A 20,683-nucleotide genomic window follows, 5' to 3' on the forward strand; every position below is an offset into this window, starting at 1 on the left:
ACCTGCGACCGGATCCATCCGAGGGAGGCGTGTCCACGGTGAGTGGTGAGTCCGACGGCGGCCGGCTCGACGGCAACCGTCCCGACGACGAGCTCGACGCGCAGGAGCGCTACGTGCGCGACCTGCTGCGCGGAGCGGCCGACGTCGGGCCGATGCCGGACGACGTCGTCGCCCGTGTGGACGCGGCGCTGCGGGCGGCGCAGGCCGACCTGCCCGGGGACACCGCGGGTGTCACGCCCGTCGCCTCGCTCGCCGAACGCCGCAACGCCTCGTGGCGCCGCCGCCTCCCGCGCGTCCTCGCCGCGGCGGCCGGCATCGCCGTCGTCGGCGGTGGCGCGCTGTTCGTCGGGCTGCAGGGCCCGGGGGGCGCCGACTCCGCCTCGAGCGGGGCGGCCGCCGGGGGCGGGTCCTCCGCCGCCTCCGAAGCCGTTCCCGGCTCGGCACCGGTGCTGCTCAGCGGCCGCGACTACGCCGACGCGGCCGCCGTCCGCGACCTCGGTGAGGGCGTCCTGGCCCACGACGCCGGCGGCGCGGCGGACGAGGCGGCCCCCCAGGGGCGCGCCGAGGACGCCACCCCCGGGACGGGCGACACCGACCGCAAGCACACGATGCTCAACGCCCCCCGCTCGACGCTGGGCCCGACGGATGCCCCGCCCGCGACCACGGACGAGGCCCAGCGCCCCGCCGCCGAGCGGGCCCTCGCCTGCACCAAGCAGCTCGGCGTCGACCCCGGCTCCGTCCTCGCCGTGGAGATCGCCTCCTGGCAGGCGCAGCCCGCCGCGTTCGTCGTCCACAAGACCGCCGACGGCGCCGAGGTGGTCGTCGTCGCGCTCGACTGCACCCCGGGTGACGCGGCACTGAGCACCGTCCCCGTCCCCTGAGCGGGGTCCCCGGCGGTCCGGGCCGGGGAACAGCGGACCCCTACGATCGGTTGAGCAAGCAGCACGGAACCCCGGGTCACGGGGTCCGGCACCGATCGAGGGAAGCAGGTCCGCACAGGTGAGCGAGTCCAGCAACGGGGCCACTCCGCAGGACGTCCGCAACGTCATCGTCGTGGGCTCGGGGCCGGCCGGCTACACCGCGGCCCTCTACGCGGCGCGCGCCGAACTGCAGCCGCTCGTCTTCGAGGGGTCGGTGACCGCCGGCGGTGCGCTGATGAACACCACCGAGGTCGAGAACTTCCCGGGCTTCCCCGAGGGGATCATGGGCCCGGACCTCATGGACAACATGCGGGCCCAGGCCGAGCGCTTCGGTGCCGAGCTCATCACCGACGACGTCGTCGACGTGCGCCTCGACGGTGACGTCAAGGAGGTCACGACGGGCGGCGGCCAGACGTACCGCGCCCACTCCGTGATCCTCGCCCTCGGCTCGGCCTACCGCGAGCTCGGGCTGCCCGACGAGAAGCGGCTGTCCGGTCGCGGCGTCAGCTGGTGCGCGACCTGCGACGGGTTCTTCTTCCGCGAGCAGGACATCGTCGTCGTCGGCGGCGGCGACTCCGCCGTCGAGGAGGCGACGTTCCTCACGCGCTTCGCGAAGACGGTGACGATCGTGCACCGCCGCGGCGAGCTGCGCGCCTCGCGCATCATGGCCAAGCGCGCGGAGGAGAACGAGAAGATCCGCTTCGCCTGGAACTCCGAGGTCGTCGGCATCACGGGTGACGCGAAGGTCGAGGGACTCACGTTGCGCGACATCGTGACCGGCGAGACCCGCGAGATCCCCGCGACGGGGCTGTTCATCGCGATCGGACACGAACCGCGCACCGACCTCGTCAAGGGCCAGGTCGACCTCGACGAGAACGGCTTCGTCCTCGTCGAGGGCCGCAGCACCCGCACGAACATCGCGGGGGTCTTCGCGGCCGGCGACGTCGTCGACCACGAGTACATGCAGGCCATCACGGCCGCCGGCATGGGCTGCTCCGCCGCGCTGGACGCCGAGAAGTACCTCGCCGCCCGGGGCGACGCCGGTCTCGAGCAGCAGCCCGCGCGCGAGGAGACCGACCCGGACGTCCCGGCGGCCGACACCGTCGACCGTCCCCAGCACTGACCCGTCCCGACCCAGCGAGGAGAACCCCGTGAGCGCCACCGCCGCCACCACCGACGCCACCTTCGACGTCGACGTCCTGCAGTCCGACAAGCCCGTCCTCGTGGACTTCTGGGCCCCCTGGTGCGGCCCGTGCCGCCAGGTCGCCCCGATCCTCGAGGAGATCGCGGCCGAGCACGGCGAGAAGATCACCGTCGTCAAGGTCAACACCGACGAGAACCCCCGCGTCGCGGCCAAGTACGGCGTGACGTCCATCCCGACGCTCAACGTCTACTCCGGCGGCGAGGTCGTGAAGACGATCATCGGCGCCCGCCCGAAGCCCGCGCTGCTCAAGGAGCTCGAGGACTTCGTCGGCTGACGGAACACCCGCACGACGAGAGGCCGGTCCCCGCGCAGGGGGCCGGCCTCGCGTTCGTTCCGGGGTGACGCGTCAGGCGGGCGCCACCCCGGTGAGCGTGGGGACGCGGACGCTGCCGAGGATGCGCTCCAGCGCCGCCTCGACGTCCTCGCGCCAGGACAGGGCGCTCTTCAGCTCCAGGCGCAGCCGCGGGTGGCGGTGGTGCGGGCGGACGACCGTGAAACCGACCGACTCCAGCAGGTGCGCCGGCAGCACGCACGGCTCCCCGTGGTCGTGGGCGTTCTCCTCGCTGCCGTCACCGCCGACGGCCGCGGGCCCCCCACCGAAGGCCTCGACGGCCTTGACCCCGCGCTGGGTGAGGTCCTTGGCCGCTCCCTGCAGCAGCATCCGCGCCAGTCCCTCACCGCGGTAGGCCGGTTCGATCCAGCCGGTGGTCAGCAGGACGGCGTCGCCGCTGACCGGGGAGGTGGGGAAGCGGCTCTGCTGGGGCACGTACAGCGGCGGGGCGTACATGACGAAGCCGACGGGCTGGTCGTCGACGTAGACGAGGCGCCCGCAAGGACCCCACTGCAGGAGGACGGTGGAGATCCACGCCTCCTTCTCGAAGTCCGGGTACCCCGCCTCCGCCGCACGCGCCGCGGCGGCCTCGTCGAGCTCCCAGAAGACGCACTGCCGCGAGGGTTTGGGCAGGTCGGCGACGGTGTCGAGCGTCAGCGGGGCCATGCGTCGTCCCACCGGGGCGGCCTCCCGTCTCGTGCCCGACGCGCCGTCGGCGTTCCGTCCGTGCAGGGCCTTCACGCCGTGCCGGTGCGTGAGGGCCAGTCTAGGTGGCAGGCTCGGAGTGAGCTCCGCACCCGGAGTGACGACCTCACCGTGAGGTCCAACGATGCCGCAGGAGGCCGCCATGAGCCAGCACCCGCCGTCCACGAGTCCCGGTGACGCGCCCGTCGCGTCCGCCGCGGCCCGGGCCGGCGCCGCTGCTGCCTCCACCGCTTCCTCCGCGCACGGCGCGGGCCGCCGCCTGGACCGCTGGGTCGGCACGTACGCCCAGCGCACCGCGTCGATGACCGCCTCGGAGATCCGCGCCCTGTTCGCCGTGGCCAACCGCCCCGAGGTCGTCTCCCTCGCGGGCGGCATGCCGTACCTGCCCGCGCTCCCCCTCGAGGCCATCGCCGAGCTGAGCGCCCGCATCGTCGCCGAGAAGGGTGCCCAGGCCCTGCAGTACGGGTCCGGCCAGGGCGAGGAGCGGCTGCGCGAGCAGATCGTCGAGGTCATGCGGCCGCAGGGCATCGCCGCCCACCCCGACGACGTCGTCGTCACGACGGGGTCGCAGCAGGCGCTCGACCTCGTGTCCCGCATCTTCCTCGACCCCGGCGACGTGGTGCTGGCCGAGGCCCCGAGCTACGTGGGCGCCCTCGGGGTCTTCCGCAGCTACCAGGCGCAGGTCGAGCACGTGCCGCTCGACCACGACGGGCTCCAGCCGGCCGCGCTGGAGGAGGCGCTCGTGCGGCTGCGCTCGCAGGGTCGGCGGGTGAAGTTCCTCTACACCGTGCCGAACCACCACAACCCCGCCGGGGTGACGCTGTCCCTGGAACGGCGCCACCAGGTGCTCGACATCGTGCGGCGCCACGACCTGCTCGTCCTCGAGGACGACCCCTACGCCCTCCTCGGCTTCGACGGCGACCCGCTGCCGGCGATGCGGTCGATGGACGCCGAGCACGTCATCCACCTCGGCAGCTTCTCCAAGACCTTCGCCCCCGGCTACCGCGTCGGCTGGGCCGTCGCCCCGCACGCCGTGCGGGAGAAGCTCGTGCTGGCCTCGGAGTCGGCGATCCTGTGCCCGACGTCGTTCGGCCAGTTCGCCATCGCCGAGTACCTCGCCACCTACGACTGGAAGGGGCAGGTCAAGGTGTTCCGCGAGCTGTACCGCGAACGGCGCGACGCCATGCTCGCCGCCCTGGCGACGCACCTGCCGCAGGCGACGTGGACCCACCCGGGGGGTGGGTTCTACGTGTGGCTCACGCTGCCCGCGGGCCTGGACGCCAAGGCCATGCTGCCGCGCGCCGTGACCGGTCGGGTCGCGTACGTGCCCGGTGGAGCCTTCTACGCCGACGGGACGGGTGGGCACTCGATGCGGTTGTCCTACTGCTTCCCGACCGCCGACCGCATCACGGAGGGGGTCCGGCGGTTGGCCGGCGTGGTCCACGACGAGATCGAGGTCCAGCAGCTCTTCGGCTCGCCGGCGGGTCGGGTTCCCGAACGCTTCCGCGACCAGGGTGTCGTCAACCCGGGTCCGGAGCTGGCGTGAGCGCCTCCGGAGCGGACCCGCGGGTCACCGTCCTGGCCGGGGGGTTGTCGCACGAGCGCGACGTGTCCCTGCGGTCCGGTCGTCGGGTGGCGGACGCCCTGCGCGCCGCCGGGTGCGAGGTGACCGTCCTGGACGCCGACGCCCACCTCCTGCCCCGCCTGGCGGCCGATCGGCCCGACGTGGTGTGGCCCGTGCTGCACGGCGCCATCGGGGAGGACGGCGCCCTGCGCGACGTCCTGGAGCTGCTCTCGCTGCCGTTCGTGGGCTCGAAGGCCGCCGCGTGCCGGTTGGCGTGGGACAAGCCCATCGCGCAGTCCGTCGTCGCCGCGGCCGGTCTGCGGGTCCCGGCGTCCATCGCGCTGCCGCAGGCGACCTTCCGCGACCTCGGCGCCCAGCCCGTGCTGACGGCCGCGGCCGACTGGGCAGGCTTCCCGCTCGTCGTGAAGCCGAGCCGCGGGGGGTCGGCGCTCGGGGTCGCCGTCGTCGGGGACGTCCGCGACCTGGCCCGCGCCGTCGTCGACGCCTTCGCCTACGGCGACACCGCGCTGGTCCAGGAGCACGTCCCCGGCACGGAGGTGGCCGTCTCCGTCGTCGAGACGGCCGGGGAGGTCCACGTGCTGCCCGCCGTCGAGATCGTCGCCGACGGCGGCTCCTACGACTACGCGGCCCGCTACACGGCCGGGGCCACGGAGTTCTACGTGCCCGCCCGGCTGCCGGACGACGTCGCGGCCCGGCTCGCCGGCGCCGCCCGCACCGCCCACGACGTCCTGGGTCTGCGGCACTTGTCGCGGATCGACTTCATCGTCACCGACGCGGGCGACCCCGTCTTCCTCGAGGCGAACGCCGCCCCGGGGATGACGGAGACGTCCCTGCTCCCGCAGGCCGCCGAGGCTGCGGGGCACGGACTCGACGTCCTCTACCGGGGGGTCGTCGAGTCCGCGCTCGCGCGCTGACGTCAGTTCTGGGTGCCGAGCAACCGCAGGATCCGGTCGAGGTCCTCGACCCCGGCGAAGTCGACCGTCAACCGGCCCCGGGTGCGGCCCATGCTGATCTTCACCCGGGTGTCCAGGCGGTCGGCCAGCAGCGTGGCCCGGGTGTCGAGCTCCGGCTGCGGCTCGGCGGGGTTGCGCCGCCGCGGGGCGGTGTCGGCATCCCCGAGGGCGATCATCTCCTCGACGGCGCGGACCGACAGCCCTTCGGCCACGACGCGCTGGGCGAGGCGCTCCATGGCGGCCCCGTCCTCGAGGGACAGCAGGGCGCGCGCGTGCCCGGCGCTGATGACGCCCGCCGCGACCCGGCGCTGCACGAGCGGCGGCAGCTTCATGAGGCGCAGGGTGTTGCTGATCTGCGGCCGCGACCGGCCGATGCGCGAGGCCAGTTCCTCGTGCGTGCAGCCGAAGTCCTCGAGGAGCTGCTGGTAGGCCGCCGCCTCTTCGAGCGGGTTGAGCTGGGCGCGGTGCAGGTTCTCCAGCAGGGCGTCGCGCAGGAGGTCGTCGTCGGCCGTCTCGCGGACGATGGCGGGGATGGTCTCGAACCCCGCCTCCGTCGTCGCGCGCCAGCGACGCTCACCCATGACGAGCTCGTAACGGGGGAACCCGTCCTCGCCGGCCGCGACCGGGCGCACGACGATCGGCTGCAGCACGCCGATCTCACGGATCGAGTGGACCAGTTCGGCGAGGTCGTCCTCGTCGAACACCGTGCGGGGCTGGCGCGGGTTCGGCGTAATGGCCGCGACCGGCACCTCGGCGAAGCGGGCGCCCGGGACCTCGACGAGACCGTCGTCGGACGTTGCCGCAGCGTCGGTGGGACCGTTGGTGTCCCCGGTGGCTGTGTCGTCCTCGACGTGGTCAGCGGTCGTGATGACGGCGAGGTCGCCGATCCGGTCCTCGTGCGCGGGCGTCGCCTCGGCGGTCGTCTCCTCCGCGGGCTGCGCGACGGACGGACGCTGGTCGAAGAAGACGTCGACGGGGCGCCCAGCGGGCCGCATCGCCGGCGGCAGCGAGGGGGCCGCGCCAGGCCGGTTGACCGTGGTCGTCGCCGTCCCGCCGCTGGGGATCAGGGCCCCGAGACCACGTCCGAGACCACGTCGCTTGTCGCTCACGCTCCACCCTCCTTCGACGCGAAGCCGCGTCGCGTCACCAGACCATCCGTCCACCGTGCCCAGGGATCCGCCACCGCCGGGGCCGAACCCACGCCAGCATCCCCCGCGGACGGCGCGGTCTCGCGCACGCCACGCTGAGCCATTTCGCGTGCCGCCTCGAGGTAAGCCAGCGCCCCCGAGGACAGCGGGTCGTACGCCATGACCGTCTGGCCGTGGCTCGGCGCCTCCGAGATGCGCACCGAGCGCGGCACGAGCGACCGCAGGACCTGCTCGCCGAAGTGGTGCCGGACCTCCTCGACGACCTGCGCGGCCAGGCGGGTCCGCCCGTCGTACATGGTGAGGAGGATCGTCGTGACGGACAGGTCGGGGTTGAGGTGCTCCTGGATCAGCTCGATGTTCGAGAGCAGCTGGCTGAGCCCTTCGAGTGCGTAGTACTCGCACTGGATGGGGATGAGCACCTCGGGCGCTGCCACGAAGGCGTTGATCGTCAGCAGGCCCAGGCTCGGCGGGCAGTCGATGAGGACGTAGTCGACGCGACGCTCACCCGCCTGCTGGAGGGCCTTGAAGTACTTGGCGACGGCGCGCTGGAGGCGCGACTCGCGCGCCACCATCGAGACCAGCTCGATCTCCGCACCCGCGAGGTCCACCGTCGCCGGCGCGCACCACAGGTCCGGCGCCTCGTCGCACTTCTGCACCACGTCCATCAGTGGCTTGCCTTCGACGAGCACCTCGTACATGCCGTCCACGCCCGCGCGGTGATCGATCCCCAGGGCCGTCGAGGCGTTGCCCTGCGGGTCGAGGTCGAGCACCAGGACTTTGAGGCCCGCGGCCGACAGGGCGGAGGCGAGGTTCACCGCGGTCGTCGTCTTGCCGACGCCGCCCTTCTGGTTGGCGATGGTCATGATGCGCGTGTCCGTCGGTCGCGGGAACCGCTCGGGAGTGCGCGCCGCGGGTGTTTCACGTGGAACAGGGGCGGGACCCAGGTCGCCGTCAACGTCGTCCGGGTACGCCGCAGGCGTCTTCTCGACGGATGCGCGCAACTCCACGACGGGCGCTAGGTGCTCGGACGGGGCGTCCGCCACCGCCGCGAGCGGCTCGACGTCCGGCTCCGTTTCACGTGGAACGTCAGCCACGGGAGGTTGCGGGTCCGCTGTTTCACGTGGAACCACAATGCTGGCGCCGGGCGCGACGGCGCTCTCGGTCACCGCGGCGGCAGCGTTGAACTCATCGGTTTCACGTGGAACGTCAGCGACCTCGGCGACCGGAAACCACCCGAGGCCACGCTGCCTGGTGACCGTGGACGTCCCGCCGAACCATCCCAGCTGACTCACGCTCTGATCCTTCCCGTGGTTCACCGTCGCGGACCCTTGGGTCCCCGACGCTTCGGTGCCGTCGTGGTGCTCGTCGAACTGCGGAGCGGACCGTGACCGCGGGCGACGCGGACGACCGTCGTTCCCGACTCCTCGTCCGGCCCGACCCGCAAGACTTCCGGCTCGGCGGTGATGCCCATGCTGGACAACACACCGGCCGCGGCGGCGATCTCGTCGGCGGCGCTGCGGCCCTTGATGGCCACGAGGTGCCCACCGGTCACGACCAGCGGCAGCGCCCATCCGTACAGGGTGGCCAGGGGCGCCACTGCCCGGGCGGTGACCACGGACGCGGAGAACTCGCCGCGAACGTCCTCGGCGCGCCCGCGGGCGACGGCGACCTGGTCGCGCAGGTCCAGCTCCGCGATCGCCTCCCGGAGGAAGGTGTACCGGCGCTCCAGCGGCTCGACGAGGCGCACCTGGACGTCCGGCCTGGCCAGCGCCAGGGGGATGCCCGGCAGACCGGCCCCGGACCCGATGTCGAGGACGGACGACCCCTGCTCGATGACGTCGCCGAGGTAAGCGCAGTTCAGCAGGTGCCGGTCCCACAGGCGGGGGACTTCACGGGGACCGATGAGCCCCCGCTCCACCCCGGCCGTCGCGAGGAGGTCGCGGTAGGCCGCGGCACGCTCCACGCGGTCACCGAAGACCCGTTCGACCTCGGGGCGGAGGGCCTCGTCGAGAGCCCCGGGAACGACGGAGGGCGGTGGTGTTCCACGTGGAACACCACCGCCCTCAGGCACATCATCCGACACCCCGTCACCCTATCGGCCGACGGAGCACGGTCAGATCACTCGTCGCTGCCCTGTGCATCCTCGGTGCGCGTCGGGAGGACGACGACCCGGCGCCGCGGCTCCTCGCCCTCGGACTCGCTGACGAGACCCTTCGCCGCGACGGCGTCGTGTACGACCTTGCGTTCGAAGGCCGACATCGGCTCGAGGCGTTCGGCCGCCCCCGACGTCTCGACGCGCGCGACGACCTCGTGGGCCAGTCGGACGAGCGAGGTGCGCTTGGTCGAGCGGTGACCGCCGACGTCGAGCATGAGGCGCGTCCGGTCGCCGGTCTGCGCCTGCACGGCGAGGCGCGTCAGCTCCTGGAGCGCTTCGAGCACCTCGCCCTCGGAGCCGACGAGGCGGGAGAGGGCGGGGGTGCCGGCCTCGTCCGCGACGACCGCGACCGAAGCGCGACCGTTCTCGATGTCGATGTCGATGTCCCCGTCGAGGTCGACGATGTCGAGCAGTTCCTCGAGGTAGTCGGCGGCGATGTCGCCTTCCTCCTCGAGACGCGACTTCGTGGACCCCTTGCGGCGGGGCTCCTCGGTCGCCGTCGCATCGGCACCCTCGGCGGTGTCCACCGGGGTCTCCTCGACCGCGTCCGTCGTGTCGTTCACACGTCCTCCTGGCTGGTGTGGCAGTGGAGCTGGTCTGTCGGGCGGGTCGTCAGCGGTTCGGACCCTGGCTCGACCGCGAGCCTCCGGGTCGGCGCTGCTCACGGCTGTTGCCCCGCTTGGGCTGCTGGCGCTGACGTCGCACCGGCGTGGCCGGGGTCGTGTGCTCCGCGGTGGTCGCGGCCTCGGGCGCGCCGTCCTTGGTGAGCACGACCCCGCGACGGGCCGCGCGACGGGCCTTGCGCTCCTCCAGCTCCTTCTCCGCGAGCGAACCGGGGTTCGGCATGCGGCGGATGACGAAGAACTGCTGGCCCATGGACCAGACGTTCGTCGTGAGCCAGTAGAGGAGGACACCGATCGGGAAGTTGACGCCGGAGACGGCGAAGATGATCGGCAGGATGTAGAGCATCAGCTTCTGCTGCTGCGCGAAAGGGTTGCCCTCCATCGACGCCGACGAGGTGTTCTTCGCCATCAGCTGCTTCTGCGTCACGAACTGCGACGCGGACATGAGGACGATCATGACCGCGGTGAGGACGATGGCGTTCCAGTTGCCGTTGCCCCACGACTTCATGAAGACGTCGGAGAGCTGCGCGCCGAAGATGCGCGCGCTGTCCGCCTGAGCCACGAGCGTCGCGTCCAACGGACCGACGGTCTTGCGCTGGGCGATGCCGTTCAGCGTGTGGAACAGCGCGAGGAAGATCGGCGACTGGAGCAGGATGGGAAGGCAGCTGGCCATCGGGTTCGTCCCCGACGACCGGTAGAGCGCCATCATCTCCTGCTGCATGGCCTGGCGGGAGGCGGGATCGTTCTTGCCCTTGTACTTGGCCTGGATCTTCCGCATCTCGGGCTGGATGACCTGCATCCCGCGCATCGCCTTGATCTGCTTGACGAAGAGCGGGATGAGCAGGATGCGGATGACGACCACGAGGCCGACGATCGACAGCGACCAGGCGGCCCCGCCCGCCGGGTCGAGCCCGACGGCAGTGAGTAGCTCATGGAAACGCACCATGATCCACGCGACCACCCACTGGATGGGATGCAGAAGGTCGTAGAAGAACTCGATCATGGGGCGGTTCGTCCTCTCACAGGGGTCGGGCTCACAGGGCTGACCTCAGGGCGTTGGCACCCGGGAGTGTCCCTTCGGCGGAACGGGGTCCACCCCACCAGGGTTCCACGGGTGGCAGCGGAGGAGACGCCGGACGGTCAACCAGGTCCCGACGACGGCACCCCGGGTCCGCAGCGCCTCGACGGCGTACGCGGAGCACGAGGGGTAGAAGCGGCAGGTCGGCCCCAGGACGGGCGAGACGAGCAGCTGGTAGGCACGGACGAGCAGGACCAGCAGCAGTGCCGGCCAGCGCAGCGGGTGCCACCACCGGCGTCCGGAGGGAGACGCGTCCGCCGGCTCAGCCACCGGGGACCAGCCCCAGACGCTGCAGCCCTCGGTCGACGTCGGCGCCGAGCTCGGCCGACGTCGCCTCGGCCGCCCCCGGGAGGGCGCGGACCACGAGGAGCCCGCCCTCGAGCGGCAGCGACGTGAGCCGCGCCGCCGCGAGGTGGCGCAGCCGGCGCTGAGTGCGGTGCCGGAGCACCGACCCGCCGACGGCCTTGGACACGACGAAGCCCACCCGCGTGGGGTGGGCTCGGTCGGTCGCCGCCCAGTGCAGGACCAGGCGACGGGTGCCCGCACGCCGACCCGCCCGGAAGGCGACGGTGAAGTCGTCCCGGTGGCGAAGTCGGTGCTCCGCGGTCAGCACGCGGGCGCGGGATGCGAGGTCAGGCGGCGATCTGCGCGCGGCCCTTGGTGCGGCGCGCGGAGAGGATGGCGCGGCCGGCGCGGGTGCGCATGCGCAGACGGAACCCGTGCACCTTGGCGCGGCGACGGTTGTTCGGCTGGAAGGTGCGCTTGCTCACGGCGGAACTCCTGGGACTCGTGCGGGCGGGCCCCGCCGGACTGCCGACCCGGGCCACGCCAGGAGCAAGTCCTGGGAGCGGTCGGAACGGCGATGCGGAGCACAATCCCCCGTAGCGTACGGCCGGTGACCCGACCCGGTCAAAGCGCGCACGCGTCGAGCGCCCGACGGCGGGCACCGACCGTCCACAGGCGCCGCCGCTCGGCCGTCCGGGTGGTGCCCAGAAGGTAGCGTTCCCCTCCAGGTCCGGGCGGCACGACCCGCCGGGGCCAGGCCCCTCGGCTCCAGGTCGGGACACCGCGGCGACGGTGCTCCGCCCCTGCGGCGTCGCGCGGGCGTCCAGCGGACATCGGCGCGGCGGACGGCACTTGAACGCGGGCCGTCCACGTTGTTACGGTCCCGCTCGACGTGCCGACGCCCGCATCCGATCGAGGTGCCTGCGACGGGCGGTTCGTCGCACCCCCACCGTCATGCACAGGTGTGGACAAGGGTGTGGACGAGTCCCGTCAGACGGATTCCGGCACGACGGGAGAGGGCTCGATGCAGACCGACGGAGGGGACTTCCCCAGCGTCTGGGAACGTGCCGTCGCACAACTGGACGACGGGGGGATCACCCCTCACCAGCGAGCGTTCGTGCGGCTGACCCGCCCCCTCGGCCTCCTGGACGGGACCGCGCTGCTGGCGGTCCCCAACGACCTGACCAAGGACGTCATCGAGCAGAAGGTCCGCGAACCGCTGACCCGCGCGCTGTCCGACGCCTACGGCTCGGCCATCCGCCTCGCGGTGACGGTCGACCCCTCGATCGGCCAGGTCCTCGCCCCCGAACGCACGGGTGAGCGGTCCGGCGACGACGGCGTCCCCAGCGTCGAGCGCGAACGCGTCGGGATCGGTTCGTCCCTGGACGCGGAGGCCGGGTCGCACGTGCCGTCCCAGGACGACCGCCGGGGCGGGCTGGACGAGGGGTCACCCCTCGACGACTCCGACCCCGACCTGCTCTTCACGGGCTACAAGGTCGACCGCGGTGCGGGGACGGGCCGGCAGGCGCCGCGCAACCGGTCCACGACCAAGGTCGAGAACGCCCGGCTGAACCCGAAGTACATCTTCGAGTCCTTCGTCATCGGCGCCAGCAACCGCTTCGCGCACGCGGCCGCCGTGGCCGTGGCCGAAGCACCGGCCAAGGCGTACAACCCGCTGTTCATCTACGGCGAGTCCGGGCTGGGCAAGACGCACCTGCTGCACGCGATCGGGCACTACGCCCAGAACCTCTACCCGGGCGTGCAGGTGCGGTACGTGAACTCCGAGGAGTTCACCAACGACTTCATCAACTCGATCCGCGACGACAAGGCGCAGGCCTTCCAGCGCCGGCACCGCGACGTGGACGTCCTCCTCATCGACGACATCCAGTTCCTGTCGAACAAGGTCCAGACGCAGGAGGAGTTCTTCCACACCTTCAACACGCTGCACAACGCGAGCAAGCAGGTCGTCATCACGTCCGACCTGCCGCCCAAGCAGCTGTCGGGGTTCGAGGAACGGATGCGCAGCCGCTTCGAGTGGGGGCTCATCACCGACGTCCAGCCGCCGGACCTCGAGACCCGCATCGCCATCCTGCGCAAGAAGGCCATCGGTGAGCGCCTCGAGGTCCCGGACGACGTCAACGAGTACATCGCCTCGAAGATCTCCTCCAACATCCGCGAGCTCGAGGGCGCCCTCATCCGCGTCACGGCCTTCGCCAGCCTCAACCGGCAGCCCGTCGACATGAGCCTGGCCGAGATCGTGCTGCGCGACCTCATCCCCAACGACGAGACCCCCGAGATCACGGCGGCCGCGATCATGGGGCAGACGGCCTCGTACTTCTCCGTGACGCTCGACGACCTCTGCGGGACGTCCCGGTCGCGCACCCTCGTCACGGCCCGGCAGATCGCCATGTACCTCTGCCGGGAGCTGACCGAGCTGTCGCTGCCGAAGATCGGGCAGCACTTCGGTGGCCGCGACCACACGACGGTCATGCACGCCGAGCGCAAGATCAAGCAGCAGATGGCCGAGCGCCGCAGCACCTACAACCAGGTCACCGAGCTGACGAACCGCATCAAGAAGCAGGCGGGCGCCTGACCGGCTCCTGACCGCCACACGGGGCTCCAGGGCCCCCGCACGACCCCCAGAGCCCCGCCGGCAGCGACGCCGGCGGGGCTCTTCGTCGTCCCCGTCCCCGTCCCAGGGTCTTCGGACCCCTTCAGAGCCCTCGGGGAGGCCTCTCCGTGGCGCGCAGGGACGTGTCCACAGTTGTCCACACGCTGGGGACAGAGGTGTGGACGACGGACCCGCGAGCCGTGGACAACCCCGTGGACGGAGCGTGGACGACGTGGGGACCGCCTGGGGACGGACGTGGACGACGGCCCGCCGACGGAGCCGCCTGTGGACGACGGGACCGCCCGGTCCTCAGGTCCTCCACACGCCCACAGCAGCCCGGCAGGCCCCCTGACCTGCGACGACGCTCGTCCGTCCACAGTCTCCACAAGGGCTACTACGATGACTGATCCCTCCATGGTGAAGCTCGTCAGCCCACGTCCAGTGTGGACTGGGGGTGGGGACGGGCCCTGGACGGGAGGGGTTCCACCCCTGGGGACGACACCGTCCCGGGTGGTCGTTCGAACAACGTGTGCAGAGTCGTCTGATGTCTGATCACGCCCCGTGACCTCTCCGGGTGCGGGTGGCTCCGTACCCCGTGGAGGCGCGTGCACGCCCTCGAGCGCTCTCCACTACTGTCGGAAGCCGCCGCGTCGTGCCGCCGTCCGCCAGGACCGCAGGACGCGGGAGACAGCGGTGCGAGCCGCGCGGGACGAGTGGGAGGCGGTGCCTGGTGGAGTTGCAGGTCGAGCGCGACGTGCTGGCCGACGCCGTGGCGTGGGCGGCCCGGGCGCTGCCCTCGCGCCCTCCGGTGCCCGTGCTCGCGGGAGTGCTCCTCGAGGCGACCGACGAGGGCACGCTGAAGCTGTCGACGTTCGACTACGAGGTGTCCGCGCGGGCCGAGCTGCCCGCCGACGTCCGCACCGCCGGCCGCGTGCTGGTCTCCGGACGCCTCCTGGCCGACATCTCCCGCAGCCTGCCCAACCGGCCCGTCACGCTGACGACGGAAGGCTCCAAGGTCGTCGTCACGTGCGGCGCGAGCCGGTTCACGCTCCTGACGATGTCGGTCGACGAGTACCCCTCGCTCCCGCAGCTGCCCGAGGCCTCCGGGGAGATCGCCGGGGGCGAGTTCACCGAGGCCGTCGCCCAGGTCACGATCGCCGCGAGCCGCGACGAGACGCTCCCGATCCTCACGGGCGTCCGGATGGAGATCGAGGGCGACCGCGTCACCCTGCTGGCCACCGACCGGTACCGCCTGGCCGTGCGCGAGCTGCGCTGGCACCCCAGCACCCCGGACCTGTCCGCGGTGGCGTTGGTGCGGGCCCGCACCCTCTCGGACGTCGCGCGGTCCCTGGGCGGGGGCAGCAACCTCACGGTCGCCCTCGCCGACGGCGCCAGCGACCTCATCGGCTTCCAGGCCGGCGGTCGGTACTCGACCTCGCTGCTCGTCGACGGGGAGTACCCCAAGGTCCGGGCCCTGTTCCCGGCGGAGTCGCCCACGCACGCCGTCGTCTCCACGGCGGCGCTGACGGAGGCCGTCAAGCGCGTGGCCCTCGTCGCCGAGCGCAACACGCCTGTGCGCTTGCGTTTCGAGGACGGCGTGCTGTCCTTGGAGGCGGGACAGGGCGAGGACGCGCAGGCGACGGAGGCCCTGGAGGCCACCCTCGTCGGTGAGTCCATCGCCATCGCCTTCAACCCGCAGTTCCTGCTGGACGGACTCGGCGCGCTGGCCGCGCCCTTCGCCCGGCTCTCGTTCACCCAGGCGACGCGTCCGGCGGTCATCACGGGCCAGGCGGACCTCGACGGGGACGACGACGACAGCTACCGGTACCTCCTGATGCCGGTCCGCCTCGCCGGCTGAGCCCGGCGGTCACACAGCCCGGCTCGAGAGAGCAGCCGGGCGCGAGAAGGGAAGCGTCTGGCCATGCACATCGGTCTCGTCGGACTCGGCAAGATGGGCGGCAACATGCGCGCCCGGCTCCGCGGCAAGGGCATCGAGGTCACCGGGTACGACCCGAACCCCGACGTCACGGACGTCCCCAGCCTCGCGGCCCTCGTCGAGGCGCTGCCCTCGCCCAAGGTCGTCTGGGTCATGGTGCCCTCCGGCAAGATCACCCGGGACACCGTCGCCAGCCTCGCCCCGCTCCTCAAGGACGGCGACCTGGTCATCGACGGCGGCAACTCCAAGTGGACCGACGACGAGGTGAACGCCAAGCTCCTCGCCGAGCGCGGCACCGGCTACCTCGACTGCGGCGTCTCCGGCGGTGTGTGGGGCAAGGACAACGGCTACGGCCTCATGGTCGGCGGTGCGAAGGGCCACGTGGACCTCGCCCTGCCCGTCTTCGACGCGCTGCGCCCCGAGGGCCCCCGCGAGGAGGGCTTCGTCCACGCCGGCGGCGTCGGCGCGGGGCACTACTCCAAGATGGTCCACAACGGCATCGAGTACGGCCTCATGCACGCCTACGCCGAGGGCTACGAGCTCCTCGAGGCGAAGGGGATCATCCACGACGTCCCCGCCGTCTTCAAGGCGTGGACGCGCGGCACCGTCGTCCGCTCCTGGCTGCTGGACCTCATGGTCCGGGCCCTGGAGGAGGACCCCAAGCTCGACAACATCCGCGGCTACGCGCAGGACTCCGGCGAGGGTCGCTGGACCCTGGAGCAGGCCATCGAGAACGCGGTCCCGATGCCCGTGCTCGCCGCGGCGCTGTTCGCGCGCTTCGCCTCCCGCCAGGAGGACTCGCCCTCGATCAAGGCCGTCGCCGCGCTGCGCAACCAGTTCGGCGGCCACGCCGTGACGTCGGCCGGCCCGAGCTCGGGTGCGGGCTCCGTCCACGAGTGACGCTCGCCCGAGCCTGAGGACGCCCTGACGGACGGGAGGACCGGACCGCGTGCACGTCGCGCACCTCTCCCTCGTCGACTACCGGTCGTACGAGAGCCTCGAGCTCGACCTGCGTCCGGGGACGACGACCTTCGTCGGCCTCAACGGGCAGGGCAAGACCAACCTCGTCGAGGCGATCGGCTACGTCGCCACGCTCGGCAGCCACCGCGTCTCGGGTGACGCTCCCCTGGTCCGCCAGGGCGCTCCCCGGGCCGTGGTGCGCGCCGAACTGGTGCGTGGCGGTCGCCGCGCCCTCGTCGAGCTCGAGATCACCCCGGGCAAGGCGAACCGGGCCCGGCTGAACCGCAACCCGGTGCGGCGGACCCGTGACGTCCTCGGGGTCCTGCGGACCGTGCTGTTCGCCCCGGAGGACCTCGCCCTCGTCAAGGGCGACCCGACGGAGCGGCGGCGCTACCTCGACGACCTCCTCGTCACGCGCTGGCCGCGGGTGGCGGGGGTCCGCGCGGACTACGACCGGGTCCTGCGCCAGCGCGGTGCCCTGCTGAAGTCGGCCGGTAGCGCCATGCGCTCGGGCCGCGCCGACACCCACACCCTCGACGTGTGGGACGAGCACCTCGCCGCGTCCGGTGCGGAGCTGCTCTCGGCCCGGCTCGCGCTGCTGGGCGACCTGAGGGAACCGGCCGCCGAGGCGTACCGCTCCGTGAGCAAGGGCCAGGGCGACCTCGAGCTGGGGTACCGCTCGTCGCTGCCGCTGCTCGCCGAGGGCGTGGCGACCACCCCCGGCGGAGCCGTGCCGAGCCCTGAGGAGCTGCGGACGGCCTTGCTCGCCCAGATGGTCGAGCAGCGCAAGGCCGAGCTCGACCGCGGGGTGTGCCTCGTCGGGCCGCACCGGGACGACCTCGTGCTGACCCTCGGCGGGATGCCCGCCAAGGGGTACGCCAGCCACGGCGAGAGCTGGTCGGTGGCGCTGGGCCTGCGACTGGCCAGCTACCGGTTGCTGCTGGAGGACGACGCCCACGAGGACCCCGGTGGTCCCGTCCTCGTCCTCGACGACGTCTTCGCGGAGCTGGACGCCGGCCGGCGCGAGCGGCTGTCCGAGGTCGTCGCCGACGCCGAGCAGGTCCTCGTCACGGCCGCCGTCCCCGAGGACGTGCCGGCCGCGCTGCGCGGGGACCGGGCCGACCGGGTCCACGTCGCGACGGGCGTCGCGGTCCGGGAGGACGACGGTGACTGACGCGCCGGACCAGCCGCCCGACGAGGGCCTCACCACGGACGACGCGGCCGAGGGCGAGGCGGACGGGCAGGACCGGGCCGGCGCCGACCTCGCGCGCACGGCCCTCGGTCGCGCCCGGGCGGCCGCGGCGGCCAAGGGTCTGCGTCCCGGCCGGGCCCCGTTGGGTGGCCTGAAGCCGGCCGAGGCACGCCGGGCGGAGGCGTTGCGCCGCAGCGGGGCCTCGGCCCGGTCCGGGGCCTGGCCGGACGCCCGGGACCCCCAGAGCCTGGACTCGACGCTGGGCCGGCTGGTCGGCGAACGCGGCTGGGAGCAGCCCGTGGCGGTCGGCGGGGCCTTCGGACGGTGGGACGCCGTCGTCGGTCCGGAGCTGGCGGGCCACTGCGCACCGGAGACGCTCAAGGACGGCACGCTCGTGGTGCGGGCGGAGTCGACGGCCTGGGCGACCCAGGTCCGACTGCTGACGAGCCACCTCGTGCGCCGCCTCGACGAGGAGCTCGGCCACGGCGTCGTCACCAAGGTCGTCGTGCGGGGGCCGCAGGGCCCGTCGTGGCGCAAGGGCGGCCGGTCCGCACCCGGCGGCCGCGGGCCGCGCGACACCTACGGCTGACCCGGCTCGACGTCGGAGCCCGGGAACGGCTCAGAACCGCGTGACCCCCCGGTGCGAGGTCCCCCACGCGAGAGGGGGTCGCGCGGCTCAGAGGGCGCGCAGGGCCGCGCGCAGCGACGGGGGCGGCCCGGAACGGGGTAGACTGTCAGCGAACCTGGTGGTCACGCGGGCACCTGGATCGCACGGGCTGCGCCTCCGTGACCGCACGGTCACGGCTGGACGTCCCGCGCACGCCTCGACGGGCCCCACCGGCTCGTCGCGCCCGCGCTCGACCGCCTCGACGCGGAGGGAGTGCACGCACTCGTGCCAGACCAAGAGACGCCCGGTCCCGAGGACGCGAACCCGCAGGACGTGAACCCGGAGGACGCACCGTCCCTGGCCGACGCGGTCACCCCCGACGGGGTCCCCAGGCACGAGTACGGCGCGGACGAGATCACCGTCCTGGAGGGCCTGGAGGCCGTCCGCAAGCGACCCGGGATGTACATCGGGTCCACGGGCGAGCGCGGGCTGCACCACCTCGTCTACGAGATCGTCGACAACTCCGTCGACGAGGCCCTGGCCGGGTACTGCGACACCGTCGACGTGACCCTGCTGGCCGACGGCGGGGTGCGCGTCGTCGACAACGGCCGCGGCATCCCCGTCGACGTCATGCCCGGTGAGGGCCGTCCCGCGGTCGAGGTCGTCCTCACCGTCCTGCACGCCGGCGGGAAGTTCGGGGGCGGCGGGTACGCGGTGTCAGGCGGTCTGCACGGCGTCGGCAGCTCCGTCGTCAACGCGCTGTCCACCCGGCTCGACGTCGAGGTCCGCCGCCAGGGCCACGCGTGGCGGCAGTCCTACGCGAACGGCGTGCCGCTGGCGCCCCTCGTCAAGGGTGAGGAGACCGACGCCACCGGGACGACCATCACGTTCTGGGCCAACGACGAGATCTTCGAGACCACGGACTACTCGTACGAGACGCTGCGCACGAACTTCCAGCAGCGGGCCTTCCTCAACAAGGGCCTCACGCTGAACCTCACCGACCAGCGCGTCCACCCCGAGGACGAGACGGCCGCCAGCCCGGACGACGCCGTGGTGCGCTCGGCGAGCTACCGGTACGACGACGGGCTCATCGACTACGTCAAGCACCTCAACACCCTGAAGAAGAACGACCCGCTCCACGAGACGGTCATCTCCCTCGAGGCCGAGGACCGCGAGAAGGGCATCGCCGTCGAGGTCGCGATGCAGTGGACGACGTCCTACTCCGAGGCCGTCTTCACCTACGCCAACAACATCAACACCTCCGAGGGCGGGACGCACGAGGCGGGGTTCCGCACGGCGCTGACCAACCTCGTCATCGACTACGCCCGCTCGTCCAAGCCGCAGATCATCAAGGACAACGAGAACCTCGACGGTTCCGACATCCGCGAGGGCCTGACGGCCGTCATCTCGGTGAAGCTCACCGAGCCGCAGTTCGAGGGCCAGACGAAGACCAAGCTGGGCAACACGCTGGCCCGCACCTTCGTCCAGGCCCAGGTCCGCGAGCACCTCGGGCACTGGTTCCAGGCGAACCCGCGCGAGGCCATGCTCATCGCGAAGAAGGCCCAGTCCGCCTCGATCGCGCGCCAGGCCGCCCGCAAGGCCCGCGAGGCGAGCCGCAAGTCGCTGCTGGAGCGCAACTCGCTGCCCGGCAAGCTCAAGGACTGCCAGTCCAACAACCCCGCCGAGTGCGAGGTCTTCATCGTCGAGGGTGACTCCGCGGGCGGTTCGGCCACGCGCGGTCGCGATCCGCGCACCCAGGCGATCCTGCCGATCCGCGGCAAGATCCTCAACGTGGAGAAGGCCCGCCTCGACCGGGCCCTGGGCAACCAGGAGGTCCAGGCCCTCATCACGGCCTTCGGCACCGGCATCGGCGAGGACTTCAACCTCGAGAAGCTGCGGTACCACAAGATCATCATCATGGCCGACGCCGACGTCGACGGTCAGCACATCCGGACGCTGCTGCTCACGCTGCTCTTCCGCTACATGAGCCCGCTCGTCGAGGGCGGTCACGTGTACCTCGCGCAGCCGCCGCTGTACCGGATCAAGTGGCTGGGGGGTGCGGAGAACCACGAGTTCGCCTACTCCGACCGCGAACGGGACGCCCTCATGGAGGCCGGTCTGGCCGCCGGCAAGAAGCTCCCCAAGGAGGGCAGGACCCAGCGGTACAAGGGTCTGGGCGAGATGAACTGGGACGAGTTGTCCGAGACGACGATGGACCGGGCCCACCGCACGCTGCTGCAGGTGACCCTCGAGGACGCGGCCGCGGCCGACGCCGTGTTCTCCACCCTCATGGGCGAGGACGTCGAGTCCCGCCGCAGCTTCATCCAGCGCAACGCCCGCGACGTGAGGTTCCTCGACGTGTGACCGCTGTTCCGCACCGTGTTCCACGT

20 protein-coding genes are annotated in these 20,683 nt (G+C 72.4%); 11 read left to right on the forward strand and 9 right to left on the reverse strand.

The features are described 5' to 3' along the window. The first annotated feature begins 38 nt into the window (after positions 1-38). The 3 genes from AB0637_RS15280 (at position 39) to trxA (ending at position 2,398) form a co-directional block, all read left to right on the forward strand. Complete coding sequence (locus tag AB0637_RS15280; RefSeq protein ID WP_366173298.1) at positions 39-881, forward strand: hypothetical protein; 843 nt, start codon at positions 39-41, stop codon at positions 879-881. Between the two features lie 118 nt (positions 882-999). Further along, positions 1,000-2,043 carry a thioredoxin-disulfide reductase gene (trxB, locus tag AB0637_RS15285; RefSeq protein ID WP_366173300.1) on the forward strand — a complete coding sequence of 348 codons (1,044 nt, stop codon included), beginning with the start codon at positions 1,000-1,002 and terminating at the stop codon, positions 2,041-2,043. A gap of 28 nt (positions 2,044-2,071) precedes the next feature. Next, on the forward strand, positions 2,072-2,398 hold the full coding sequence (gene trxA / locus AB0637_RS15290; protein ID WP_366173301.1) for a thioredoxin: 327 nt from the start codon (positions 2,072-2,074) through the stop codon (positions 2,396-2,398). A 72-nt stretch (positions 2,399-2,470) separates the two neighbouring features. On the opposite strand, the gene AB0637_RS15295 is transcribed toward trxA, so the two are convergent. Next, positions 2,471-3,133 carry a GNAT family N-acetyltransferase gene (locus tag AB0637_RS15295; RefSeq protein ID WP_366173303.1) on the reverse strand — a complete coding sequence of 221 codons (663 nt, stop codon included), beginning with the start codon at positions 3,131-3,133 and terminating at the stop codon, positions 2,471-2,473. Positions 3,134-3,284: 151 nt separating this feature from the next. Here AB0637_RS15295 and AB0637_RS15300 point away from each other — a divergent pair, with 151 nt between their 5' ends. After that, positions 3,285-4,706, forward strand: coding sequence for a PLP-dependent aminotransferase family protein (locus tag AB0637_RS15300; RefSeq protein ID WP_366173304.1), 1,422 nt, complete (start codon positions 3,285-3,287; stop codon positions 4,704-4,706). Continuing rightward, positions 4,703-5,659: a D-alanine--D-alanine ligase gene (locus AB0637_RS15305; protein ID WP_366173305.1), complete on the forward strand. Its 957-nt coding sequence runs from the start codon at positions 4,703-4,705 to the stop codon at positions 5,657-5,659. Before AB0637_RS15300 ends, AB0637_RS15305 begins: the two co-directional genes overlap by 4 nt. 2 nt (positions 5,660-5,661) lie before the next feature. On the opposite strand, the gene AB0637_RS15310 is transcribed toward AB0637_RS15305, so the two are convergent. From AB0637_RS15310 to rpmH, 8 genes are all read right to left on the reverse strand, one after another. Further along, the gene (locus tag AB0637_RS15310) at positions 5,662-6,807 is read right to left on the reverse strand and encodes a ParB/RepB/Spo0J family partition protein (RefSeq protein ID WP_366173306.1); all 1,146 of its coding nucleotides are present in this window, start codon (positions 6,805-6,807) and stop codon (positions 5,662-5,664) included. Continuing rightward, complete coding sequence (locus AB0637_RS15315) at positions 6,804-7,790, reverse strand: ParA family protein (protein WP_366173325.1); 987 nt, start codon at positions 7,788-7,790, stop codon at positions 6,804-6,806. Before AB0637_RS15315 ends, AB0637_RS15310 begins: the two co-directional genes overlap by 4 nt. Before the next feature lie 368 nt (positions 7,791-8,158). Next, positions 8,159-8,917 carry a 16S rRNA (guanine(527)-N(7))-methyltransferase RsmG gene (rsmG, locus tag AB0637_RS15320; protein ID WP_366173326.1) on the reverse strand — a complete coding sequence of 253 codons (759 nt, stop codon included), beginning with the start codon at positions 8,915-8,917 and terminating at the stop codon, positions 8,159-8,161. Positions 8,918-8,964: 47 nt separating this feature from the next. Next, on the reverse strand, positions 8,965-9,528 hold the full coding sequence (locus AB0637_RS15325; protein WP_366173327.1) for a R3H domain-containing nucleic acid-binding protein: 564 nt from the start codon (positions 9,526-9,528) through the stop codon (positions 8,965-8,967). A gap of 85 nt (positions 9,529-9,613) precedes the next feature. Next, positions 9,614-10,627 (reverse strand): membrane protein insertase YidC, encoded by a 1,014-nt coding sequence (gene yidC / locus AB0637_RS15330; RefSeq protein WP_366173307.1) that lies wholly within the window; start codon positions 10,625-10,627, stop codon positions 9,614-9,616. A 45-nt stretch (positions 10,628-10,672) separates the two neighbouring features. Beyond that, the gene (yidD, locus tag AB0637_RS15335; protein WP_366173328.1) at positions 10,673-10,921 is read right to left on the reverse strand and encodes a membrane protein insertion efficiency factor YidD; all 249 of its coding nucleotides are present in this window, start codon (positions 10,919-10,921) and stop codon (positions 10,673-10,675) included. 43 nt (positions 10,922-10,964) lie between these two features. After that, positions 10,965-11,315 carry a ribonuclease P protein component gene (gene rnpA / locus AB0637_RS15340; RefSeq protein ID WP_366173308.1) on the reverse strand — a complete coding sequence of 117 codons (351 nt, stop codon included), beginning with the start codon at positions 11,313-11,315 and terminating at the stop codon, positions 10,965-10,967. Positions 11,316-11,334: 19 nt separating this feature from the next. Next, positions 11,335-11,472: a 50S ribosomal protein L34 gene (gene rpmH, locus AB0637_RS15345; protein ID WP_366173309.1), complete on the reverse strand. Its 138-nt coding sequence runs from the start codon at positions 11,470-11,472 to the stop codon at positions 11,335-11,337. A 539-nt stretch (positions 11,473-12,011) separates the two neighbouring features. On the opposite strand from rpmH, the gene dnaA reads away from it, so the two are divergent. The 6 genes from dnaA to gyrB all read left to right on the forward strand — a co-directional run bounded on the left by dnaA (position 12,012) and on the right by gyrB (position 20,657). Next, positions 12,012-13,580, forward strand: a complete 1,569-nt coding sequence (gene dnaA, locus AB0637_RS15350) for a chromosomal replication initiator protein DnaA (RefSeq protein WP_366173310.1) — start codon at positions 12,012-12,014, stop codon at positions 13,578-13,580. Between the two features lie 748 nt (positions 13,581-14,328). Next, a complete protein-coding gene (gene dnaN, locus AB0637_RS15355) occupies positions 14,329-15,456 on the forward strand; it encodes a DNA polymerase III subunit beta (protein WP_366173311.1) in 1,128 nt (375 codons plus the stop codon). A 63-nt stretch (positions 15,457-15,519) separates the two neighbouring features. Further along, a complete protein-coding gene (gene gnd / locus AB0637_RS15360) occupies positions 15,520-16,434 on the forward strand; it encodes a phosphogluconate dehydrogenase (NAD(+)-dependent, decarboxylating) (RefSeq protein WP_366173312.1) in 915 nt (304 codons plus the stop codon). A gap of 49 nt (positions 16,435-16,483) precedes the next feature. Next, entirely contained in the window at positions 16,484-17,668 is a 1,185-nt protein-coding gene (gene recF / locus AB0637_RS15365) for a DNA replication/repair protein RecF (RefSeq protein ID WP_366173313.1), read from the forward strand. After that, positions 17,661-18,275, forward strand: a complete 615-nt coding sequence (locus AB0637_RS15370; protein ID WP_366173314.1) for a DciA family protein — start codon at positions 17,661-17,663, stop codon at positions 18,273-18,275. Before recF ends, AB0637_RS15370 begins: the two co-directional genes overlap by 8 nt. 375 nt (positions 18,276-18,650) lie before the next feature. Then, on the forward strand, positions 18,651-20,657 hold the full coding sequence (gene gyrB / locus AB0637_RS15375) for a DNA topoisomerase (ATP-hydrolyzing) subunit B (RefSeq protein WP_366173329.1): 2,007 nt from the start codon (positions 18,651-18,653) through the stop codon (positions 20,655-20,657). Positions 20,658-20,683: the final 26 nt, after the last annotated feature.

Source organism: Kineococcus sp. NPDC059986 (genome assembly GCF_040702905.1).
Lineage (GTDB): Bacteria > Actinomycetota > Actinomycetes > Actinomycetales > Kineococcaceae > Kineococcus.

Bases quoted from the DNA above. Each gene is read 5' to 3' on its own strand.
- AB0637_RS15300 (WP_366173304.1), top strand. From the start codon at position 3,285: ATGCCGCAGGAGGCCGCCATGAGCCAGCACCCGCCGTCCACGAGTCCC.
- gnd (WP_366173312.1), top strand. From the start codon at position 15,520: ATGCACATCGGTCTCGTCGGACTCGGCAAGATGGGCGGCAACATGCGC.
- yidC (WP_366173307.1), bottom strand. From the start codon at position 10,627: ATGATCGAGTTCTTCTACGACCTTCTGCATCCCATCCAGTGGGTGGTC.
- dnaA (WP_366173310.1), top strand. From the start codon at position 12,012: ATGCAGACCGACGGAGGGGACTTCCCCAGCGTCTGGGAACGTGCCGTC.